General features: G+C 68.6%; 14 protein-coding genes. 3 read left to right on the plus strand and 11 right to left on the minus strand.

Going from position 1 to position 16,971, the window contains the following annotated elements; genetic code table 11:
- Positions 1 to 136: 136 nt before the first annotated feature.
- The 11 genes from BM150_RS02510 to BM150_RS02560 all read right to left on the minus strand — a co-directional run bounded on the left by BM150_RS02510 (position 137) and on the right by BM150_RS02560 (position 12,600).
- On the minus strand, positions 137 to 1,330 hold the full coding sequence (locus BM150_RS02510) for an acyl-CoA dehydrogenase family protein (RefSeq protein ID WP_092923060.1): 1,194 nt from the start codon (positions 1,328 to 1,330) through the stop codon (positions 137 to 139).
- Between the two features lie 151 nt (positions 1,331 to 1,481).
- On the minus strand, positions 1,482 to 1,871 hold the full coding sequence (locus BM150_RS02515) for a limonene-1,2-epoxide hydrolase family protein (protein WP_092923063.1): 390 nt from the start codon (positions 1,869 to 1,871) through the stop codon (positions 1,482 to 1,484).
- 2 nt (positions 1,872 to 1,873) lie between these two features.
- Complete coding sequence (locus BM150_RS02520; protein WP_092923066.1) at positions 1,874 to 3,685, minus strand: FAD-dependent monooxygenase; 1,812 nt, start codon at positions 3,683 to 3,685, stop codon at positions 1,874 to 1,876.
- Between the two features lie 135 nt (positions 3,686 to 3,820).
- Positions 3,821 to 4,030 (minus strand): ferredoxin, encoded by a 210-nt coding sequence (locus tag BM150_RS02525; protein WP_092923069.1) that lies wholly within the window; start codon positions 4,028 to 4,030, stop codon positions 3,821 to 3,823.
- A gap of 23 nt (positions 4,031 to 4,053) precedes the next feature.
- Positions 4,054 to 5,250: a cytochrome P450 gene (locus BM150_RS02530; protein ID WP_092923072.1), complete on the minus strand. Its 1,197-nt coding sequence runs from the start codon at positions 5,248 to 5,250 to the stop codon at positions 4,054 to 4,056.
- A 133-nt stretch (positions 5,251 to 5,383) separates the two neighbouring features.
- Positions 5,384 to 6,439, minus strand: a complete 1,056-nt coding sequence (locus tag BM150_RS02535) for a polyprenyl synthetase family protein (RefSeq protein WP_092923075.1) — start codon at positions 6,437 to 6,439, stop codon at positions 5,384 to 5,386.
- Between the two features lie 162 nt (positions 6,440 to 6,601).
- Positions 6,602 to 7,990, minus strand: coding sequence for an NAD(P)/FAD-dependent oxidoreductase (locus tag BM150_RS02540; protein ID WP_217641306.1), 1,389 nt, complete (start codon positions 7,988 to 7,990; stop codon positions 6,602 to 6,604).
- A 14-nt stretch (positions 7,991 to 8,004) separates the two neighbouring features.
- Positions 8,005 to 8,625: a tryptophan 2,3-dioxygenase family protein gene (locus BM150_RS02545; RefSeq protein ID WP_175496641.1), complete on the minus strand. Its 621-nt coding sequence runs from the start codon at positions 8,623 to 8,625 to the stop codon at positions 8,005 to 8,007.
- Positions 8,626 to 8,663: 38 nt separating this feature from the next.
- Positions 8,664 to 9,653, minus strand: a complete 990-nt coding sequence (locus BM150_RS02550) for a polyprenyl synthetase family protein (protein ID WP_092923081.1) — start codon at positions 9,651 to 9,653, stop codon at positions 8,664 to 8,666.
- Positions 9,654 to 9,875: 222 nt separating this feature from the next.
- Complete coding sequence (locus BM150_RS02555) at positions 9,876 to 11,336, minus strand: MFS transporter (protein ID WP_092923084.1); 1,461 nt, start codon at positions 11,334 to 11,336, stop codon at positions 9,876 to 9,878.
- A 511-nt stretch (positions 11,337 to 11,847) separates the two neighbouring features.
- The gene (locus BM150_RS02560) at positions 11,848 to 12,600 is read right to left on the minus strand and encodes an IclR family transcriptional regulator (RefSeq protein WP_217641307.1); all 753 of its coding nucleotides are present in this window, start codon (positions 12,598 to 12,600) and stop codon (positions 11,848 to 11,850) included.
- A 315-nt stretch (positions 12,601 to 12,915) separates the two neighbouring features.
- Here BM150_RS02560 and BM150_RS02565 point away from each other — a divergent pair, with 315 nt between their 5' ends.
- The 3 genes from BM150_RS02565 to ispG form a co-directional block, all read left to right on the plus strand.
- Entirely contained in the window at positions 12,916 to 13,926 is a 1,011-nt protein-coding gene (locus tag BM150_RS02565; RefSeq protein ID WP_092923091.1) for a 4-hydroxy-3-methylbut-2-enyl diphosphate reductase, read from the plus strand.
- Between the two features lie 151 nt (positions 13,927 to 14,077).
- The gene (locus tag BM150_RS02570; RefSeq protein WP_092923094.1) at positions 14,078 to 15,886 is read left to right on the plus strand and encodes a 1-deoxy-D-xylulose-5-phosphate synthase; all 1,809 of its coding nucleotides are present in this window, start codon (positions 14,078 to 14,080) and stop codon (positions 15,884 to 15,886) included.
- Positions 15,887 to 15,903: 17 nt separating this feature from the next.
- The coding region (ispG, locus tag BM150_RS02575; RefSeq protein ID WP_092923367.1) for a flavodoxin-dependent (E)-4-hydroxy-3-methylbut-2-enyl-diphosphate synthase at positions 15,904 to 16,971 on the plus strand (1,068 nt) is incomplete at its 3' end.

Genomic DNA, 16,971 nt, shown 5'->3' on the forward strand with positions numbered 1-16,971 from the left:
ACCTTTCTCGAACAGCGCGAACAACGAACCCGACGGCATCGCGAACCGACTACCCGATGTCGGGTCTCCCGCGGCGAGAGCCGTGCGAGAGGCTCCGCCGAGTGACCCCCCGAGAACCGAGATCCACCACACCTCACTACAGCCCGGGAACGATCGAATCCAGCCCGAAGAACGAACCCCCGTAGAGCTCGTGGCCGACCTGCACGTTGAGCATGGCGTGCCTGGCCGCTGTGTTGGCATCGCGCCAGTACTGCTGCATCGGGCTCGCCTCGGCGAAGGCCGAGGCGCCGTAGGCCCACATCAACTCGTCCAGTGCCCCGGTTATCAGCTTCACCGAGTGCGCCGCGTCGCCGCGAATCCTGCGCAGCTCGTTCTCGGGGACCGAGACCGCCCGCTCGGCGGCCGTGTCGATCGCGTCGGCCGAGCGGCGCACGTGCATCTCGGCGGCGTCGATGTTCAGCGCCGTGCGCCCCAGTTCGGAGACGAACGTCGGGGAGTCGGGCTGGCTGGCGTAGGTGCTCGGCGGGATCTTGCGCGACGGTGCCTTCTCGATCACGCAGGAGAGCGCGGCCTGTCCGATGCCGAGCACGACGGAGGCGCAGATGACCGCCATCGCCGCCACCGCCGGGGACCGGAACAGCGGGTTCAGGTCGAGGTCGGTGCTGTGCTGCCGCCCCAGCTGCACCTCGGCGGGGATCACCCGGTGCTCCGGGACGTGGACTTCCTCGGCCACGACGGTGTGACTTCCGGTGGCCCGCATGCCGACGGTGAACCAGGTGTCGGCGATGCCGACATCGCCGACGGGAACGAGCACGGACACCGGACGCACGGTCTCACCGCCGCTGTCGAGTTCCTTCGCGCTCAGGATCGCCCAGTCGTCGTGCAGGATGCCCGAGGCGTAGGGCCACTCGCCGGTCAGCGAGTACCCACCTTCGGACGGAACCAGCTCACCGGCGGCGACGAAGATCGAGGCGAGCTTCGCGCCGGGGTTGTCGCCGAACACCTCGTCCTGGGCCCGCACGGGGAACCTGCTCGCGAACAGGTTGGATCCGTTGATGTTGTTGACGACCCACGACGTGGCGGGACAGTAGTGCGAGAGCGCCTTGGTCACCTCGCTCAGGGTGCGCACTCCCGTCTCCAGCCCGCCGTAGCGGCGGGCCGTCCAGAGTCTGCCCACCCGGGACTCGTCGATCGCCCGAACGGTGTCGTCCGGAAGCCTGCGCTCGCGGTCGCCGGAGGCAACGCCGTCCGCCAGTACCGGGCCGATCGAGCGGACCCGTTCCAGCAGCTCGTCGCGCGGCTCCTTGGTGTCCTCGGTCGGACTCGTCATATGGCTGTCTCCAGGAGTGCGTTGTTGTCGATTCGCGCCGTACCCGCGCGTCGGAGCCACGCCGCGGGTTCGTGCGGTGGGGTCGTGCGGTGGGGTCGTGCGGTGGGGTCGTGCAGTGGGGTCGCGACGAGGAGGGAGTACCCTCCAGGACTCACCAGTCGGGCGGATCGGATATCAGGTTGGTGATGTCGAAGTAGTCGCGCCACGCGCTGATGCCGCCGTCCCTGATCTCGAACGCGGCCATGACCTTCAGGTTCAGCGCGATGGGACTGCCGTCGGAACGGAGCATGTCCTCGACCCGTTCGACCAGCACGGTCTCGCCGGTGACGACGATGTGCCGGAACCGCACCCTCAGCTGGGCGAAGTCGGCGGGCATCATCTCCAGGATCCGCCGTTTTCCGTGACAGACCGGGGAACCGGGGTTCTCCCAGACGCAGTCCTCGGTCAGGAAACGCTCCACGGCGGAACGGACGTCGGCCGGGGAAGGCCCCATTCGGCCCAGGAACTCACGAACCAGACTCCGGTGTGCTGCGGCGGACACGATCAGCTCCCTGCCCCGCTCGTATCGGTACGGCCGAGGATCCGCCCGAGTGCCTCGTGCAGCCGCGCCTCGCCGTCGACGCCGTCCTCGGTACTACGCCAGGCGACGTGGTTGTCGGGACGCACCAGCACCGCGCCCCCGGCGCCGATGTCCGCCGTGTCCCGCCAGGTGCCGTCGACGTCGGTGTGACCGGTGCTCCCCTCCTCCACAACGGGGTCGTGCTCCCCGATGGGGACGACGGTCAGGGACACGCCGTGGTCCTCGGCCACGCGCTCGGCCGCCGCCGTCCAGGAACCGGACTGTTCACCGGTGAACAGTACGAAACCACCACCGGCTCCGACGAGGTCGTGCGTGGACACGTCTTCCTCCCGAGCGAGTCGGGCGTGCGGCAGCCGGTGCCCCGGCCTGGTCGTCGGCCGGTGCCCACACCCCATGGGATCCCGATCCGGCGGGGGTGTCCCGTCGGGAACCAGCGCGCCCTCGTCGTAGGCGAATCCGATCTCGATGTCGTGCGCCTGGTACTCCACCCGCTGCGTGGCGAAGACCTCCTCGGCCCTCGCCCGCCGCGTCCGCCCCATCGGGGTGTCGGAGAACAACGCGCGAATGTTGGCGCGGGCCGATTCCAGCGGCTGCCCCGGCAGCAGGCCGAGTCCCGCGTGGGCGACCGCGTGATTGCGGAAGGCGTACATCGCCCAGCTCACGTTGCGGCGTGCCACCGGGAGCCGCTCCGCCTCGTAGGTGTCCAGCAACCGTGGATCAGCGGTACCGTCCAGCACCGCGCCGAGTTTCCAGGCGAGATTGTGCCCGTCCTGGATCGCGGAGTTCAGCCCGAGACCGGTGGCGGGTGGCTGGCGGTGGGCGGCGTCGCCCGCGAGGAAGACGTCGTCGACACGGAAGGTGCTCGCCACGACCCCCTCGGGCCGGTAGTCGCTCACCCGGTGTATCTCCAGGTCCAGCTCGGGAAGCTTGAGCAACTGCCGGATCCTGTCGATCATGGCCTCCTCGCCGAGGTCCAACTCGCTGTCGGGAGCCGGGTGGAAGTGCAACGCCCACTCCCGGCACTTCAGTCCCCACTCCGGCCCGAGGGCGACCATTCCGTAGCGGGAGACGGGACCGCCGTCCATACCGACGAAATTGGTCATCAGCACCGAGTCACCGGGCCACCACTCCGCGAGGTCCGCGCTGAAGTGAACGGACACGACGTCGAGCGCGCCGCCCTCACCCGTCATCTCGACACCGAGCTCGTCGCCGATGGCGCGCCCGCCGTCGGCCGCGACGAGGTAGCGGGCGCGAACGGTGCAGCGGTGTCCGGTGGAACTCTCGGTCACCACGGCGGTCACGCCGGAGTCGTCCCTGGTGAACTCCTCCATCACGTGGCCGAACAGCACGCTCCCGGGTGCCCGGTCGACGGCGTGCCGGTGCAGCAGCGGTTCGAGCCGGTGCTGCGGGAAGTTGGTCGAGGGGCAGGGGCTGTCGGCCAGGTACGGTCCCGCCGTCGAGCCACCGCCGAACGCGTCCATCCGGTGCAGATCCAACGCGTCCAGCTCTCCGTCGCCCGCCAGCGAGGTACGCCAGACGACCTCGCTCATGTTCTCCAGCGGTGCGCCGCCCCGGTAGATCTCCGCCGCGAGGCCGTGCTGGCGGAAGATCTCCATCGTTCGCTGGTTCAGGTAGTGGGCTCGTGGCAGCGCCGAGGGCGACTCGCGGCGTTCCACGAGAAGGTGCTCGACACCGAGATCGGACAGGAAGATCGATGTGGACAGACCACAGCCACCTCCCCCCACGACGAGCACCGGGATTTCGTGGTCGGGCATCGATTACTCCAGCGACGATCGGATTCGGGAAAACGACTCGCGTGCTCGCGGTGCGGGAAGCGGCCCGTCGGGGTGAGCGGCCCGTCGGGGTGAGCGGCCCGGCCGCCCCGAAGCCCCCGGCCACCAGCACATCGCTCATGACCGCCGCTCGGCCTCCCGCACCGTGATGGCGGCCGATGGGCAGAGCAGCGCGGCCTCGCGGACCCCTTCGTGCTCGTGTTCGGCGGGGTTCTCGTCCAGCAGCACCACCACTCCGTCCTCGTCACGCTGGTCGAACACCTCGGGAGCGGCCGAGACGCAGTGGCCCGCTGCCACGCAGCGGGACTGGTCGACGTCGATGTTCACTGTCATGACCTCCTCAGAAGAATTCACCAGGTGACCGGCAGGTTGCGAACCCCGAACACCAGCGCCTTGGTCCGGTACTCGATGTCCTCCTCGGGACAGGCGAGCCGCAGTTCGGGGAACCTGTTGAACAGCGCGGGCAGCGCGATGCGCAGCTCCATGCGCGCCAGCTGCTGACCCAGGCACTGGTGGGCGCCGTAACCGAAGGTGACGTGGTGCTTCGGGGGGTTGCGCACGTCCAGCTCGTCCAGGTCGCGCTCCGCCGCCTCCGGCAGATCGCGGTTGGCGGCCAGCAGCGAGATCACGACTCGTTCGCCTTCGCCGATCTTCTGGTCGCGTACCGCCATGTCCTCCCCGGCCTGCCGCGGCATCGCGGTGGCCGGGGAGCAGTAGCGCAGCAGCTCCTCGACCGCTCCGTCGACCGCCTCGGGCTCGTCGCGCAACACCGCGAGCTGGTCCGGATTGCGCAGCAGCAGCGTGGTGCTCGCGGAGAGCATGCTGGCCGTGGTCTCGTGCCCGGCGATCAGCAGCATGTTGCCGATCCCGACCAGCTCGTCGTCGGTCAGTTCGCCGCCGTGCTCGCGCACCACGCTTCCCAGCAGGTTGTCGCCGGGGCTCTCGCGGTGCGACGCGATGAGCGTGGCCATGTACTCGTCCATCTCGGCCAGGTTCCGGATCTGCGTCTCGCGGCTGGTGTTGACGTCCAGTCCGATTTGGGCGCGGTGCTGGAAGTCCGCGCGGTCCGCGTAGGGGACTCCGAGCAGTTCGCAGATCACCAGCGTGGGGATGGGGGTGCTGAACAGCCGCACGAGGTCGGCCCCGGGTCCGGCCCGCTCCACCTCGTCCAGCCGCTCCGCGACGATCCGCTCGATCAGCGGCCGCAGCGAGCGCACCCGCTTGACGGTGAAGGCTCCCGTGAGCATGCGCCGCAGCCGGGAGTGGTCGGCACCGTTGTAGTTGAGCAGGTTGCCCGGCTGGTTGAGCATGGTCCGCGGCGCGTCGGGATCGAAGACGAATCCCATCCGCAGCCTGGTGTCGCTGAGCGCGTTCTTGGCGTCCTCGTAGCGGGTGATCGTGGCCGCCTCGAACTCGTCCAGCAGCGGACTGGGCACCATGATCCGCGGTAACTCCTCCGAGCGCTGCATCTCGTACAGCTCGTCGGCCGGGGTGAAGGGACACCCTTCCGAACGCGCGGCGATGGGTAGTGGTTTGGGTTCGCTCATGGGGTCTTCCCCTCTCGGTGAGGTGGTGAGCAACGGACTTCTCCACCGGGTGCGGGGCCCGGGAAGGTCGGCGCGGGGTCCCGGCCCGGCGAATTCCCGGGTCGAGCGGATTCCCCGCCCCGCGAGGGCTCGATCAGAACCTCCGGTCGGTGAGGAAGGCGGCCATTTCCAGCAGTTCCTCGCGCACGGACGGCGAAAGGTCGTCGTGCTCCAGGCATTCGCGTGCGGCCACCACGCGGCGCGCCAGCTCCTCGTGGGCCCACTCGCGCCCACCGGCGCGTTCCACCAGCTCGGCGACGCGGCGCACCTGCCGCTCTTCCAACGGCTCGGAACCGTGGTACAGCGCCGAGAGCTCGTCCGAACCGCTCTCGTTCAGCGCGAACACCAGCGGCAGTGACTTCTTGCGCACCCTGATGTCGGCCAGCACCTGCTTGCCGGTGCGTTCCGGATCGCCCCAGATCCCGAGCAGATCGTCGACCAGTTGGAACGCGACTCCGAGGTGCTCACCGAACCGGGCGAGGCGGTGCAGCGGTTCCGCGTCCGCGCCGAGCAGTTCGGCACCGATCGAGCAAGCGCAGGAAAGCAGCGCACCGGTCTTGTCGCCCGCCATGCGCAGGCACTCGTCCAGTGTCACGTCGTCCCGCCGCTCGAACTCGACGTCGGCGGCCTGACCGCTGATCATGCGCCGCGTCGCCGTCGTCAGGGAGTTCGCGGCGCTTCCGGCACCCGGTTTCCCGCTGTCGAGCAGCACTCCGGTAGCCGCCGCCAGCAGCGCGTCACCGGCCAGGATGGCCCGCGGTACCCCGAACAGGGTCCACGCGGTCGCCCTGCCGCGGCGGGCCGAGTCGTTGTCCATGATGTCGTCGTGCAGCAGCGAGAAGTTGTGCACCAGCTCCACGGCCACCGCCGCGGCCACGCCGTCCGCCGGATCGGCGCCCGCGCTTCGCGCCGACAGCAGGACCAGGGAGGGGCGTACGAGTTTGCCGCTCCACTCCTCGGTGGGCCTGCCCTGTTCGTCGGACCATCCGTGGTGGTAACCGGCGACCAGCTCCGTGTCGTGGGACAGGTAGTCGCGCACCGCCGCGCGCAGCGCGGGGCGAACCAGCGCGATGCCCGCGTCGAGCGCCGCGGGAAATCGTTCCGCGGGGGCTCGTTCCGTGGGGGAGCGTTCCGCGTGCGTCGTGCTCATGGGACCACCACCGTGTCGGCGTGTGCTGTTGTTCCGCCGCACCCCGCTCGGGGCGGAGCGGCCGGTCGGTCCCCCTGGGTTGTCCGGTACCACCCGGCGCCGGGGCGGGCCGGTGACCTGTCGCGTGACATGGCGTTGCGCCCTCACTCTCTGCGACGACCGTCAATCGCGGGTCGATAGCTCATCGGGAGTCGGGATCGTGGGGTGGAACAGCGAACGAAGCAGTACCCGCCGGGAGGTCAGCAGACTGCTGGGCGGTGCCAGCAGGAAGAGGACGTCGCGAAACGCGCGGCACACCACCGGATCGCCGGGCACCCGCTCGCGGACCCGTTCGAGGTACCAGTCGCGGATCCCGTCGGCGGGGCCGGCGCGCAGCGCGTTGCCCTCCGCGCCGGGCATGGGACTGTCCGCGCCGGTGGCGACCTCCCAGGCCCCGCGTGCCGAGGTCAGCACCGCCCGCTGCGCACGCCGCGTCGTGAGTCGGCTCCCGCTCGCGGCCAGCTCGCGGGACAGGGCGACGGCGTTCATGGCCGCGACCGAGATCCCCTGGCCGTAGACGGGGTTGAACGCGCAGAGGGCGTCACCGACGACGAGGAAACCGCTCGGGAGACCGGCGGCGCGGTCGTAGCGACGACGCCTGTTCGCGGTGTGGCGGTACCCCACGGGGCGGGTGAGCGGTTCCGCCTGTCGCAGCCACCGGTGGGGAGCCGGGTGCGGAAGCCCGCCGGCGAACTCCACGAAACCGTCCGGATCGGTGGGAGGTGGGTTCGCGCGGGGGCCGGACAGCGTCACCATCATGCGGTCGTCCTCCGCGGGCAGCAGGATGGCTCCCAGCGGCTGCGCGGCGTCGGGGACGATGTAGAAGCCGCTCACCCGGTCGATCGGCTCGCTGCTGTCGGTGTGGAAGGAGCACGTGGCGTATGCCCTCCCGGTAGCCAGCACCTCTTCCGGCGGTGCGGTGACGCCGAGAGCGTCCAGCCACTCGGGAGCTCCGCTCGCCCGCCCGGTGGCGTCGACCACCAGGTCGGCGCTGATTTCCCGCTGTTCGCCGAGTTCGGATCCTCGCTCGCGGAAAGCGGCTCCCGCGACGCGCTCGGAGTCGCCGAGCAGACCGGTCACCCGGGTCGAGGTCCTGACGTCGATGTGGGGGTGACGTTCCAGCACGCGGCGGCGGATCAGGTGCTCCAGCAGCGGTCGGGACGCGGTGACCACGGGTTCCGAGGGGTGCCGCCGTGACACCCACTGTCCGGCCTGCCACACCCCGAGGTCGGCCGGGACCGACAGCGACGGGGCCCCTTTCCGGTGCAACAGCCGCGAGAATTCGGGAAGCAGCTCGTCCAGCGCCCTGATGCCGCTGGTGAGCAGCACGTGGGTGTGCGGGGACTGCGGGACTCCACTTCGGGCTACGGGCTCGTCCGGATAGTGATCGCGTTCCAGAACGGTGACCCGTTCGGCGTGCCCCGCGAGGGCGTGGGCGGTCAGTAGCCCGGCCACGCTTCCACCGAGCACCGCGACGTGCCCGAGCGAACGGGTTGTGGCTGGTGCGCGCAATTGTCCGGTTCTCCTCAACACCCGGGTGGCTCCGTGGTTCCGCCGTCGTCGCCCACCGCGCTTTCGGCGGCCGCTTCGTCGATCCGCCGCCGCAGGTAGTCGACCCCGGAGGTCTCCCCGGTGCCTTCCAGATCACCGAGCATGTGCTCCACGAGCTTGAGGTGGGTGTATCGCCAGCTCCGGGTCGCCGCGCGGAGCCGGACGAGTTCGCGTTCCGCGAGCTCGATTCCGCCCGATTCGACACCACCGGCGGCGCGCCGCTGGGCGAGCCGGTGGGTGATCTCGAACAATTCGTGGAACTGCTTGGACTGCAGACCGCTGGCCGTTCCGAACCTGTCCCGGAACAGCTGGAAGTGTTCGGGTTTCAGGGAGTTCCGCAGCAGCACGAGGTGGCTTTCCAGCGTCTCGACCACACGTGCCGCGCGGTTGGCCCGGTGGTCGGAGCACGCGCTGTCGCAGAGTCCGGCCTCGATGTGGCGCAGATCGGTCAACGCCTGGCTGAGCAGCGTCTCGGACGCCTGGTGCACGACGATGAACAGCCGTTCGCCGTCGTGGATCTCGCGATCGTCGCGGGGAGTGAGCGGTTGCTGCAGCGACAACAGCTGCTTCAGTCGCAGGTACTGGGAATAGGTCATGGTGGTCACCCGAACCATCTCCTCTGCGTGTCGGAGCGCTACACCAAACGACCCGTGGCGGTGAGTTCCTCCAGCGCGTCGCGGTGTTCGCCGGGAGGCAGTGACTCCAGTGCCCGCGCCGCCATCCGGGCGTACCTGCGCGACATCTCGCGGGCCGAGTCCACCGCGCCGTGGGACCGCACCAGGTCCCGCATGGCCTCGTAGCGCTGCTCGACCGGTGAGGTGGTGTCGGCGAGGATCTCCTCGATGAGCAGCTTCTCGTCCCGAGACGCTCGGCGATGCGCGAGCAGCACCGGAAGCGTGGGTCTGCCGTTGCGGATGTCCGAAGTGCTGGGTTTTCCCGCTCTGGTGCCGTCGTAGGCCATCAGATCGTCCCGAATCTGATAACCGACCCCCAGAAAATTGCTGTAATTGTGCAACGCCTCCAGGTATTCCTCGTCCGCACCGCTCAACGTCGCGCCGAGACCGCAAGCCATCCATAACAGCGCGCCACTCTTGTCCTTGATCATGTCCCGATAAGTGGCGGTGGAACAGACGGTGCGCCCCATTCTGATTTCCTTTACGGCGGCGTCACCGATACGAAGTCCGGTTCGCGCCAGAACGTCCAGTCCCCGCGCGACGCGTGATTCGGGAACTCCCGCGCGCCCACAATCCGACAGCGCGGCGAATCCCTGGAAGAACAGCCCGTCGCCCCCGACGATCGCGGTGGGGTGACCGAACGTCTCGTACGCGGCGGACTTGCTGCGTCGCTCGGCGTCCTCGTCCACGATGTCGTCGTGCATCATGGCCCCGACCTGCACGCATTCCACCGCTACCGCGGCGGGAAGCACCGGAGCCAGCTCGCCGCCCACGGCGAGACTGGACCGGATCAGGAGCCAGGGTCCCATCATCTTGCCGAACGGCACCAGTCCGTAGCGCACCACTTCGTCGAGATCGGACACGTCCTCGGGCCAGCGGTACTCGACCTCGGCACGGACCAGTCTGGCTATTTCGGGATCGGCAACCTGTGGGACATCGATCTCCGTCATGTGGCCGACTGTATGAGGACCGGCCTTCCGTGTCGCCAGGAGGAGTGAATGCTGGCACGAAGGGGAACGCCGAACGGACTTTTCGATCCGGAAGTGGCGACAACACCGTCGGCCAACACCAAATCACTCGACCGCGTTATGTCTTCCGACGGACACGTCCCACAGTTCCGCACCGATTCGTCGAGAACGGCCACAATGGTGACCGAGTGCGGGAAAGAATCCTCAGCGGGGTTCCAATCGGATCCGGTGGATTTCACCCATGATCGCGAACCCGCACAACGCCAGCAGCCCGTGGGCACCGACGAACCACAGGGCGGCGTCGAAGGAACCGGTAACCGAGAGGGTGTAGCCGATGACGACCGGCGTGACGATGCCCGCCGCGTTGCCCACGGCGTTCATCGTGCCACCGACGAAACTCGCCGCCCGCGGTGGTGCTATGTCGGTGGTGATGGCCCAGCCGAGCGCTCCGAGCCCCTTGCCGAAGAACGCGATCGCCAGGATGGTCAGGATCAGCCCGGTGCTGTCGGTGAGGGTGCAGAGCACCAACGGCAGTACCAGCGACATACCGATGACCGAGGGCGTCTTGCGTGCCGCGGTCAGCGAGAAACCCCGGCGGATCAACCGGTCGGAGACCCAGCCCCCGAGCAGCCCGCCGAGCAGCCCGGACAACGCGGGGATCGCGGCGGTGAGCCCCGTCTCCAGCAGGGACAGCCCACGGGCGCGCACGAGGTAGACGGGCAACCAGGTGATGAAGAAGTAGGTCAGCGCGTTGATCGCGTACTGGCTGACGTAGACCCCCCACAGCGGACGAGCCGACAGGATCCGGCGGACGGTCCACCGGTCCAGCCGTGCGGGACGCGGTTCCGCTCCACCGGTGCCGGGTGAGGGCCGATCCACCGAGTCCACCGCTGCCGGAACGCCGCCCTCGGCCGTTCGAGCCGGCTCGGCGGTGTCGTCGAGTCCGGTCAGTACGTCGTCGAGTCCGACCAGGGCGCCACCGGATTCCATGTGGTCCAGTTCGGCGTGGGACACACGGGGATGGCGCGTGGGACTCCGCATCCAACGGATCCAGATCATCGCCGGCACGACGCCGCAGGCACCGAGCAGCACGAACACCCAGCGCCAGCCGAACTCGTGGGTGACCCACCCCATGACGGGTGCGAACATCGCGGTGGCCAGGTACTGCGCCGAGGTGAACACCGCGGTGGCCCAACCGCGCTCGGCGGTGGGGAACCACATCGTCACCACCCGAGCGTTGGCGGGCAGCGCGGGGGACTCGAACGCACCGAGCAGCAACCGCAGCAGGAAGACCGCGGCCAACGCCACCAGCACCGGTGTGGTCATCAACCCGACGAGGCCGATCGCCGCGGTGGCGAGCGTCCACAGCACGATGCTCGCGGTGTAGACCCCGCGCGCCCCGAACCGGTCCAGCAGAATACCGCCGGGCAGCTGCGCGAGTACGTAGGACCAACCGAACGCGGAGAAGACGTAGCCCAGTTGAACCGTCGAGAACCCCAGGTCGTCGGCCATGTCGTCACCGGTGATCGACAGGCTGCCCCGCCCGGCGTAGAGGATCACGGTGATGACGAACAGCAGCCCGAGCACGAGGAGACGAGTGGGGACCCGTGGATTTCGTCCGCGCTGGGAAACCTGGTTCGCCGGACTCGTCGTGGTCTCGGGCATCGGGGTAGCCTTTCCGTCGCGATGGTGTCGGCATCACCACCGCGCACACCGACACGTCCCCGGAACACACCATGACCGCCCGCGCCGATGCCGCTCAAACACCCGTTTCGCATCGATCGATGCCCGGACGAAATCACCGCGGCGCAGGGCATCCCCGGCACCGCCCCACGGCGACGTAAATTTCTCGCGAAATCGCCGCGCCGCTGGGCGAGGTCCCGGTGCGCACTGGGGTCCGGCCCGGGTGGCCGTCGATTTCTCGCGAAATCGCCGCGCCGCCTGACACAGTGCCGAGCCCCTTCGCCACTCCCGCAAGCCGAACTCCGACCACCCTCGCAGGTCGAACCCCACCACTCTCGCAGCAGGACCGATCGCGAGTTCTCCCGTGCGGCTCTCGCGAGGAAGGCCCGACGTTGTGTAGAGCGCTACCCGATGTCGGGCCTCCCCGCAGCGAGAACCGTGCGAGAGGTTCCGCCACCCGCACCGCCGGGAAAGCCGGGACGACGCAGCACGGTTATCCGGCTTCGGCGAGGTTGTCGGTTATGGCTCCGACCGTTTCGAGCAGCGTACGTGTCACCGTTCTGAGGTTCGTGCGGCTCACCGTCCCGGCGACGGCGACGGCGGCCGACGGAGCCTCACCGCCGAGGAACACCGGGGCGGCCATCTCCACCAGCTCAGGGTTGTGCTCGCTCCTGAGGCAGGACACGCCGGTACGTCCGATCAGCTCGAACTCCCGCTTGATCCTGCTCGGATTCGTCATCGCCCCCCGTACGCACACGGCGGAGGATGCCTCGTGGAACTCCACCCAGTCGCGCGAACTACCGGCGAGCAACAACCTGCCCACGGCGGAGCGGTGCACCGGGACGGGGTGTCGAAAGGTGCGGGCGATCCGGGAGTCCTCCCGGTTGTAGAGCGTTCCCGCGTATCGCACCCGTGCCCCGGAGAGCATTCCGACGCTCACGACGCAGTGGACTCGCCGGAACAGGTCGATCAGGTGGGGCGTGATCGCCTCGCTGAATTCCTCCACCCTGGATTTGCCTCGGACCGCGGACAAGCGGGAAAAATAGTCGCCGAGCTCGTACGCCTTGGTCTCCAGGCGCACCACCGCACCGATATCCGTCAGAACTCGCATCAGTCGGTGCAGGGTCGACTTGGGGAAATCAACTCGTTGGGAAATCTCGGACAGGGTCAGCGGCTTCGACGAACCCGATATTTCTTCGAGAACGACGAAAGCCTTCCGCAAGGGTTCGCCCGGGCTCTCGGTCATATCCCTGCGCATAGTCTCGATCGTCCCGAGAATCCGGGCGGTGCGGACGGGCTCCGGACAGCGTGCGCGAGTTTCAACGCGATACCTCCACTGCTTTCCTCCCCTTCCCGCCACACTCTTTCTAGTGTGCCGACGGAACCGGAAAAAGACCGCACGAAACGGCTGTCCCCTGCATTCACCGATCCTGGCACGTAACGGCTCCGTCCCGTGACCGGCTTCACGCCGTCGAGGGACAGGGCAGCCAAGAACAGCGGAGTTCTGAAAAACGGAACGGGCCGTTGAGGAGACGATCGCCGTTACCTAGCGTCCGGAATCATGGCACCCAAGAGTTCGGGCGAGCACACCGCGGACGACGACACGCGTCGGATCCTGCTCGCCAGTCCAAGGTCCTTTTGCGCCGGAGTCGAACGAGCCATCGAGATCGTCGAACGAGCTCTGCGGTCATACACGCCCCCGATCTACGTCCGCAAAGAGATCGTGCACAACTCCTACGTCGTCGATGACCTCGCGAGCAAGGGCGCCGTCTTCGTGGAGGAGCTCGACGAGGTTCCCGACGGGGCGACCCTGGTCTTCTCCGCGCACGGCGTCTCCCCTGCCGTGCGGGAGGAGGCGGACCGCAAGAACCTGGACGTCATCGACGGCACGTGCCCACTGGTCAGCAAGGTGCACGCGAAAGCGCGCCGCTTCGCCGCCCGCGGTGACACCGTGGTTCTCTTCGGGCACTCCGGGCACGAGGAGATCGAGGGAACCTACGGCGAGGCACCCGAGTCCACGGTGCTCGTCGAGAGCGCGGACGAGGTGGCCGACCTGTCCGTTCCGGACCCGGATCGGGTCTCCTACCTGACCCAGACCACGCTCGCCGTGGACGAGACCAATGATTTCGTGCGGGAACTGCGCGAGAAGTATCCGAACGTGAGCGAACCGGCCTCGGAGGACATCTGCTACGCCACGACCAACCGGCAGCACGCGCTCAACGAGGTCATCGCGGAGTCCGACCTGGTCCTGGTGGTCGGCTCGACGAACTCGTCCAACTCGGTACGGCTGGTCGAGATATCCCGACGGCAGGGAACGCCGGCGGAGCTCATCGACGGCGCGGAGGACATCACCGCCGAGTGGCTCGACGGGGTGCGAACCATCGGCGTGACAGCGGGCGCGTCGGCACCGCCGAAGCTGGTCGACGAGGTCGTAGAGGCACTGCGCGGTTTCGGACCCGCGACCGTCGCGGAACGCGAGTTCACCCACGAGACGATGCACTTCGAGCTCCCTTCGGTGCTGCGCGGCGCCGGGGAAGGCGCGGCGGAACGACCCGCGGGTAACGGCGGCTGATCGGGTCTTTTACGCGGCCGGGGCGGTCGGTCGGGGTGCTCGGTCGCGGCCCCTCCGCCGGAGCTGAACACCGACGGCGGAGGCGACACCGAGCGGAACCCCGCCGGCCGCGGGGATCGAACACTCTTCACGCAGGAACGGGCAGCACGGTATGACGACCAGCTTACTGAGCAGTATCACCAGTCCCCAGCGACTCAAGGAACTCGGACCGGAGCAGCTGGAGGGCCTGGCCACCGAGATCAGGGAATTCCTCGTCGACAGGGTCGCTCGCCTGGGCGGGCACCTCGGCCCGAACCTGGGCGTGGTCGAGTTGACCATAGCGCTGCACCGGGTCTTCGAATCGCCCGAGGACCGGATCGTGTTCGACATCGGTCACCAGGCATACGTCCACAAACTCCTCACGGGCAGGCAGCAGGACTTCGATTCGCTGCGCAAGGCGAGCGGGCTCTCCGGCTATCCGCTCCGCGCGGAGTCCGAGCACGATCACGTGGAGAACTCGCACGCCTCCACCGCGCTGTCCTACGCGGACGGTTTGGACAAGGCACGGCGCGTGCTGGGAGAAACCGACGAAACCGTGGTCGCCGTGATCGGCGACGGCGCGTTGACCGGCGGGTTGGCCTGGGAAGCGATGAACAACCTGGGCAGCGGTGTCGGACGAGTGGTGGTCGTGCTCAACGACAACTGCCGTTCGTACGGCCCCACTGTGGGCGGGATCGCCGAGCACCTGGCCGAGCTGCGTGCGGGCACGCAGCACGGACCGAACCTGTTCGAGCACCTCGGCTTCGCCTACAGCGGACCGGTGGACGGGCACGACATCGCCGCCACCGAACGGGCGCTGCGGCACGCGGCGGAGCTGCACAGCCCCACGGTGGTGCACTGCGTCACCGAGAAGGGGCGGGGGTACTCCCACGCGGAGAACGACGTCGCCGACCGCATGCACGGCATCGGACCCATCGACCCCGAGGCCGGCACACCACTCGCCGCCTCGGCGCCGAACTGGACCAAGACGTACGGCGCGGAGCTGACGAAGCTCGCCGAGGAGCGCCCCGATCTCGTGGCCGTGACGGCGGCGATGCTGCGCCCGGTGGGGCTGCTCGAGTTCGCCGAGCGGTTCCCGGACCGGGTGTTCGACGTGGGCATCGCCGAACAGCACGCCGTCACCAGCGCGGCCGGGCTCGCCATGGGTGGCCTGCACCCCGTGGTCTCGCTGTACGCCACGTTCCTCAACCGTGCGGTCGACCAGATCATGATGGACGTGGCGCTGCATCGACTGCCGGTGACCTTCGTGCTGGACCGCGCCGGAATAACCGGGCCGGACGGCCCCAGTCACCACGGCATGTGGGACCTGGCGCTGTTGGGCACCGTCCCGGAGGTCCGGGTGGCCGCACCGCGGGACGCCACCCGGCTGCGCGAGTTGCTGCGCGAGGCGGTCTCGGTCCAGGACGGCCCGACCGCGCTGCGCTTCCCGAAGGGGAGCACGGGTGCCGACGTTCCCGCCCTCAACCGCATGGACGGGCTGGACATCCTGTTCCGCAGCAAGTCCCGACCGCTGGACGTGCTGCTCGTGAGCACCGGAACGCTGGCGGGACCCGTGGTCGAGGCGGCGAACGCCCTCTCGGAGCGGGGAATCGGCGTGACGGTCGTGGACCCGCGCTGGCTGTTGCCGGTGTCCCCCACACTGGTCCACCTCAGCTCCCGGCACCAACTGGTCCTCACCGTCGAGGACGGCGTGCGGAACGGGGGCGTGGGCGCGGCACTCGCGCAGTCCTGCACCGAGGAGCACGTGACCACGCCGGTGCACAACCTCGGGCTGCCGCGCTCCTTCGTGGACCAGGGCGATCGCGGCGGGATCCTGGCCGACAACGGCCTCAGCGCCGATGCCATCGCCGAACACGCCCGAACGCTGCACGACGACCTCGGAAATCGGAACCGGACTCGTTTGGAAGGAACCTCCCATTGACACAGGTGGCGCTCGGCATGCCGACAACTCCCCCGCCAGTGCTGTCCGAACGTCGCGAAACCCGCCAGTTACAGGTCGGGCCGGTCGGTGTCGGCAGTGATCACCCGGTTTCGGTGCAGACGATGACGACGACGAACACCACCGACATCAACGGAACGCTGCAGCAGATCGCCGAGCTCACCGCGTCGGGCTGTGACATCGTGCGCGTGGCGTGCCCGACCTCCGACGACGCCGAGGCGTTGCCGATCATCGCGCGGAAGTCCCAGATACCGGTGATCGCCGACATCCACTTCCAGCCGAAGTACGTCTTCGCGGCGATCGAGGCGGGCTGCGCGGGGGTCCGGGTCAATCCGGGCAACATCCGCAAGTTCGACGATCAGGTCAAGGAGATCTCCCGGGCGGCCAAGGACACCGGCACCCCGATCCGCATCGGCGTCAACGCGGGCTCGCTCGACCCGCGCATGATGGAGAAGTACGGCAAGGCCGTGCCCGAGGCGCTCGCCGAGTCGGCGTTGTGGGAAGCCGGCCTGTTCGCCGAGCACGACTTCCACGACGTCAAGATCTCGGTCAAGCACAACGATCCCGTGGTGATGGTGCGGGCTTATGAGATCCTCGCCGAGCGGTGTGACTACCCGTTGCATCTGGGGGTGACCGAGGCGGGTCCGGCTTTTCAGGGCACGATCAAGTCGGCCGTGGCCTTCGGATCGCTGCTGCGGCAGGGGATCGGGGACACGATCCGTGTGTCGTTGTCCGCCCCGCCGGTGGAGGAGATCAAGGTCGGCACCCAGATCCTGCAGTCGTTGAATCTGCGGCCGCGCAAGTTGGAGATCGTGTCCTGCCCGTCCTGCGGGCGGGCGCAGGTCGACGTCTACAAGCTCGCCGACGAGGTCACCGCCGGTCTGGAGGGCATGGAGGTTCCGCTGCGGGTGGCGGTGATGGGCTGCGTGGTCAACGGCCCCGGCGAGGCCCGCGAGGCCGACCTCGGGGTGGCCTCGGGCAACGGCAAGGGACAGATCTTCGTCAAGGGCGAGGTCATCAAGACCGTGCCGGAGAACCAGATCGTGGAAACCCTCATCGAGGAGGCC

It is taken from the genome of Actinopolyspora alba (assembly GCF_900112765.1).
Classification (GTDB): domain Bacteria; phylum Actinomycetota; class Actinomycetes; order Mycobacteriales; family Pseudonocardiaceae; genus Actinopolyspora; species Actinopolyspora alba.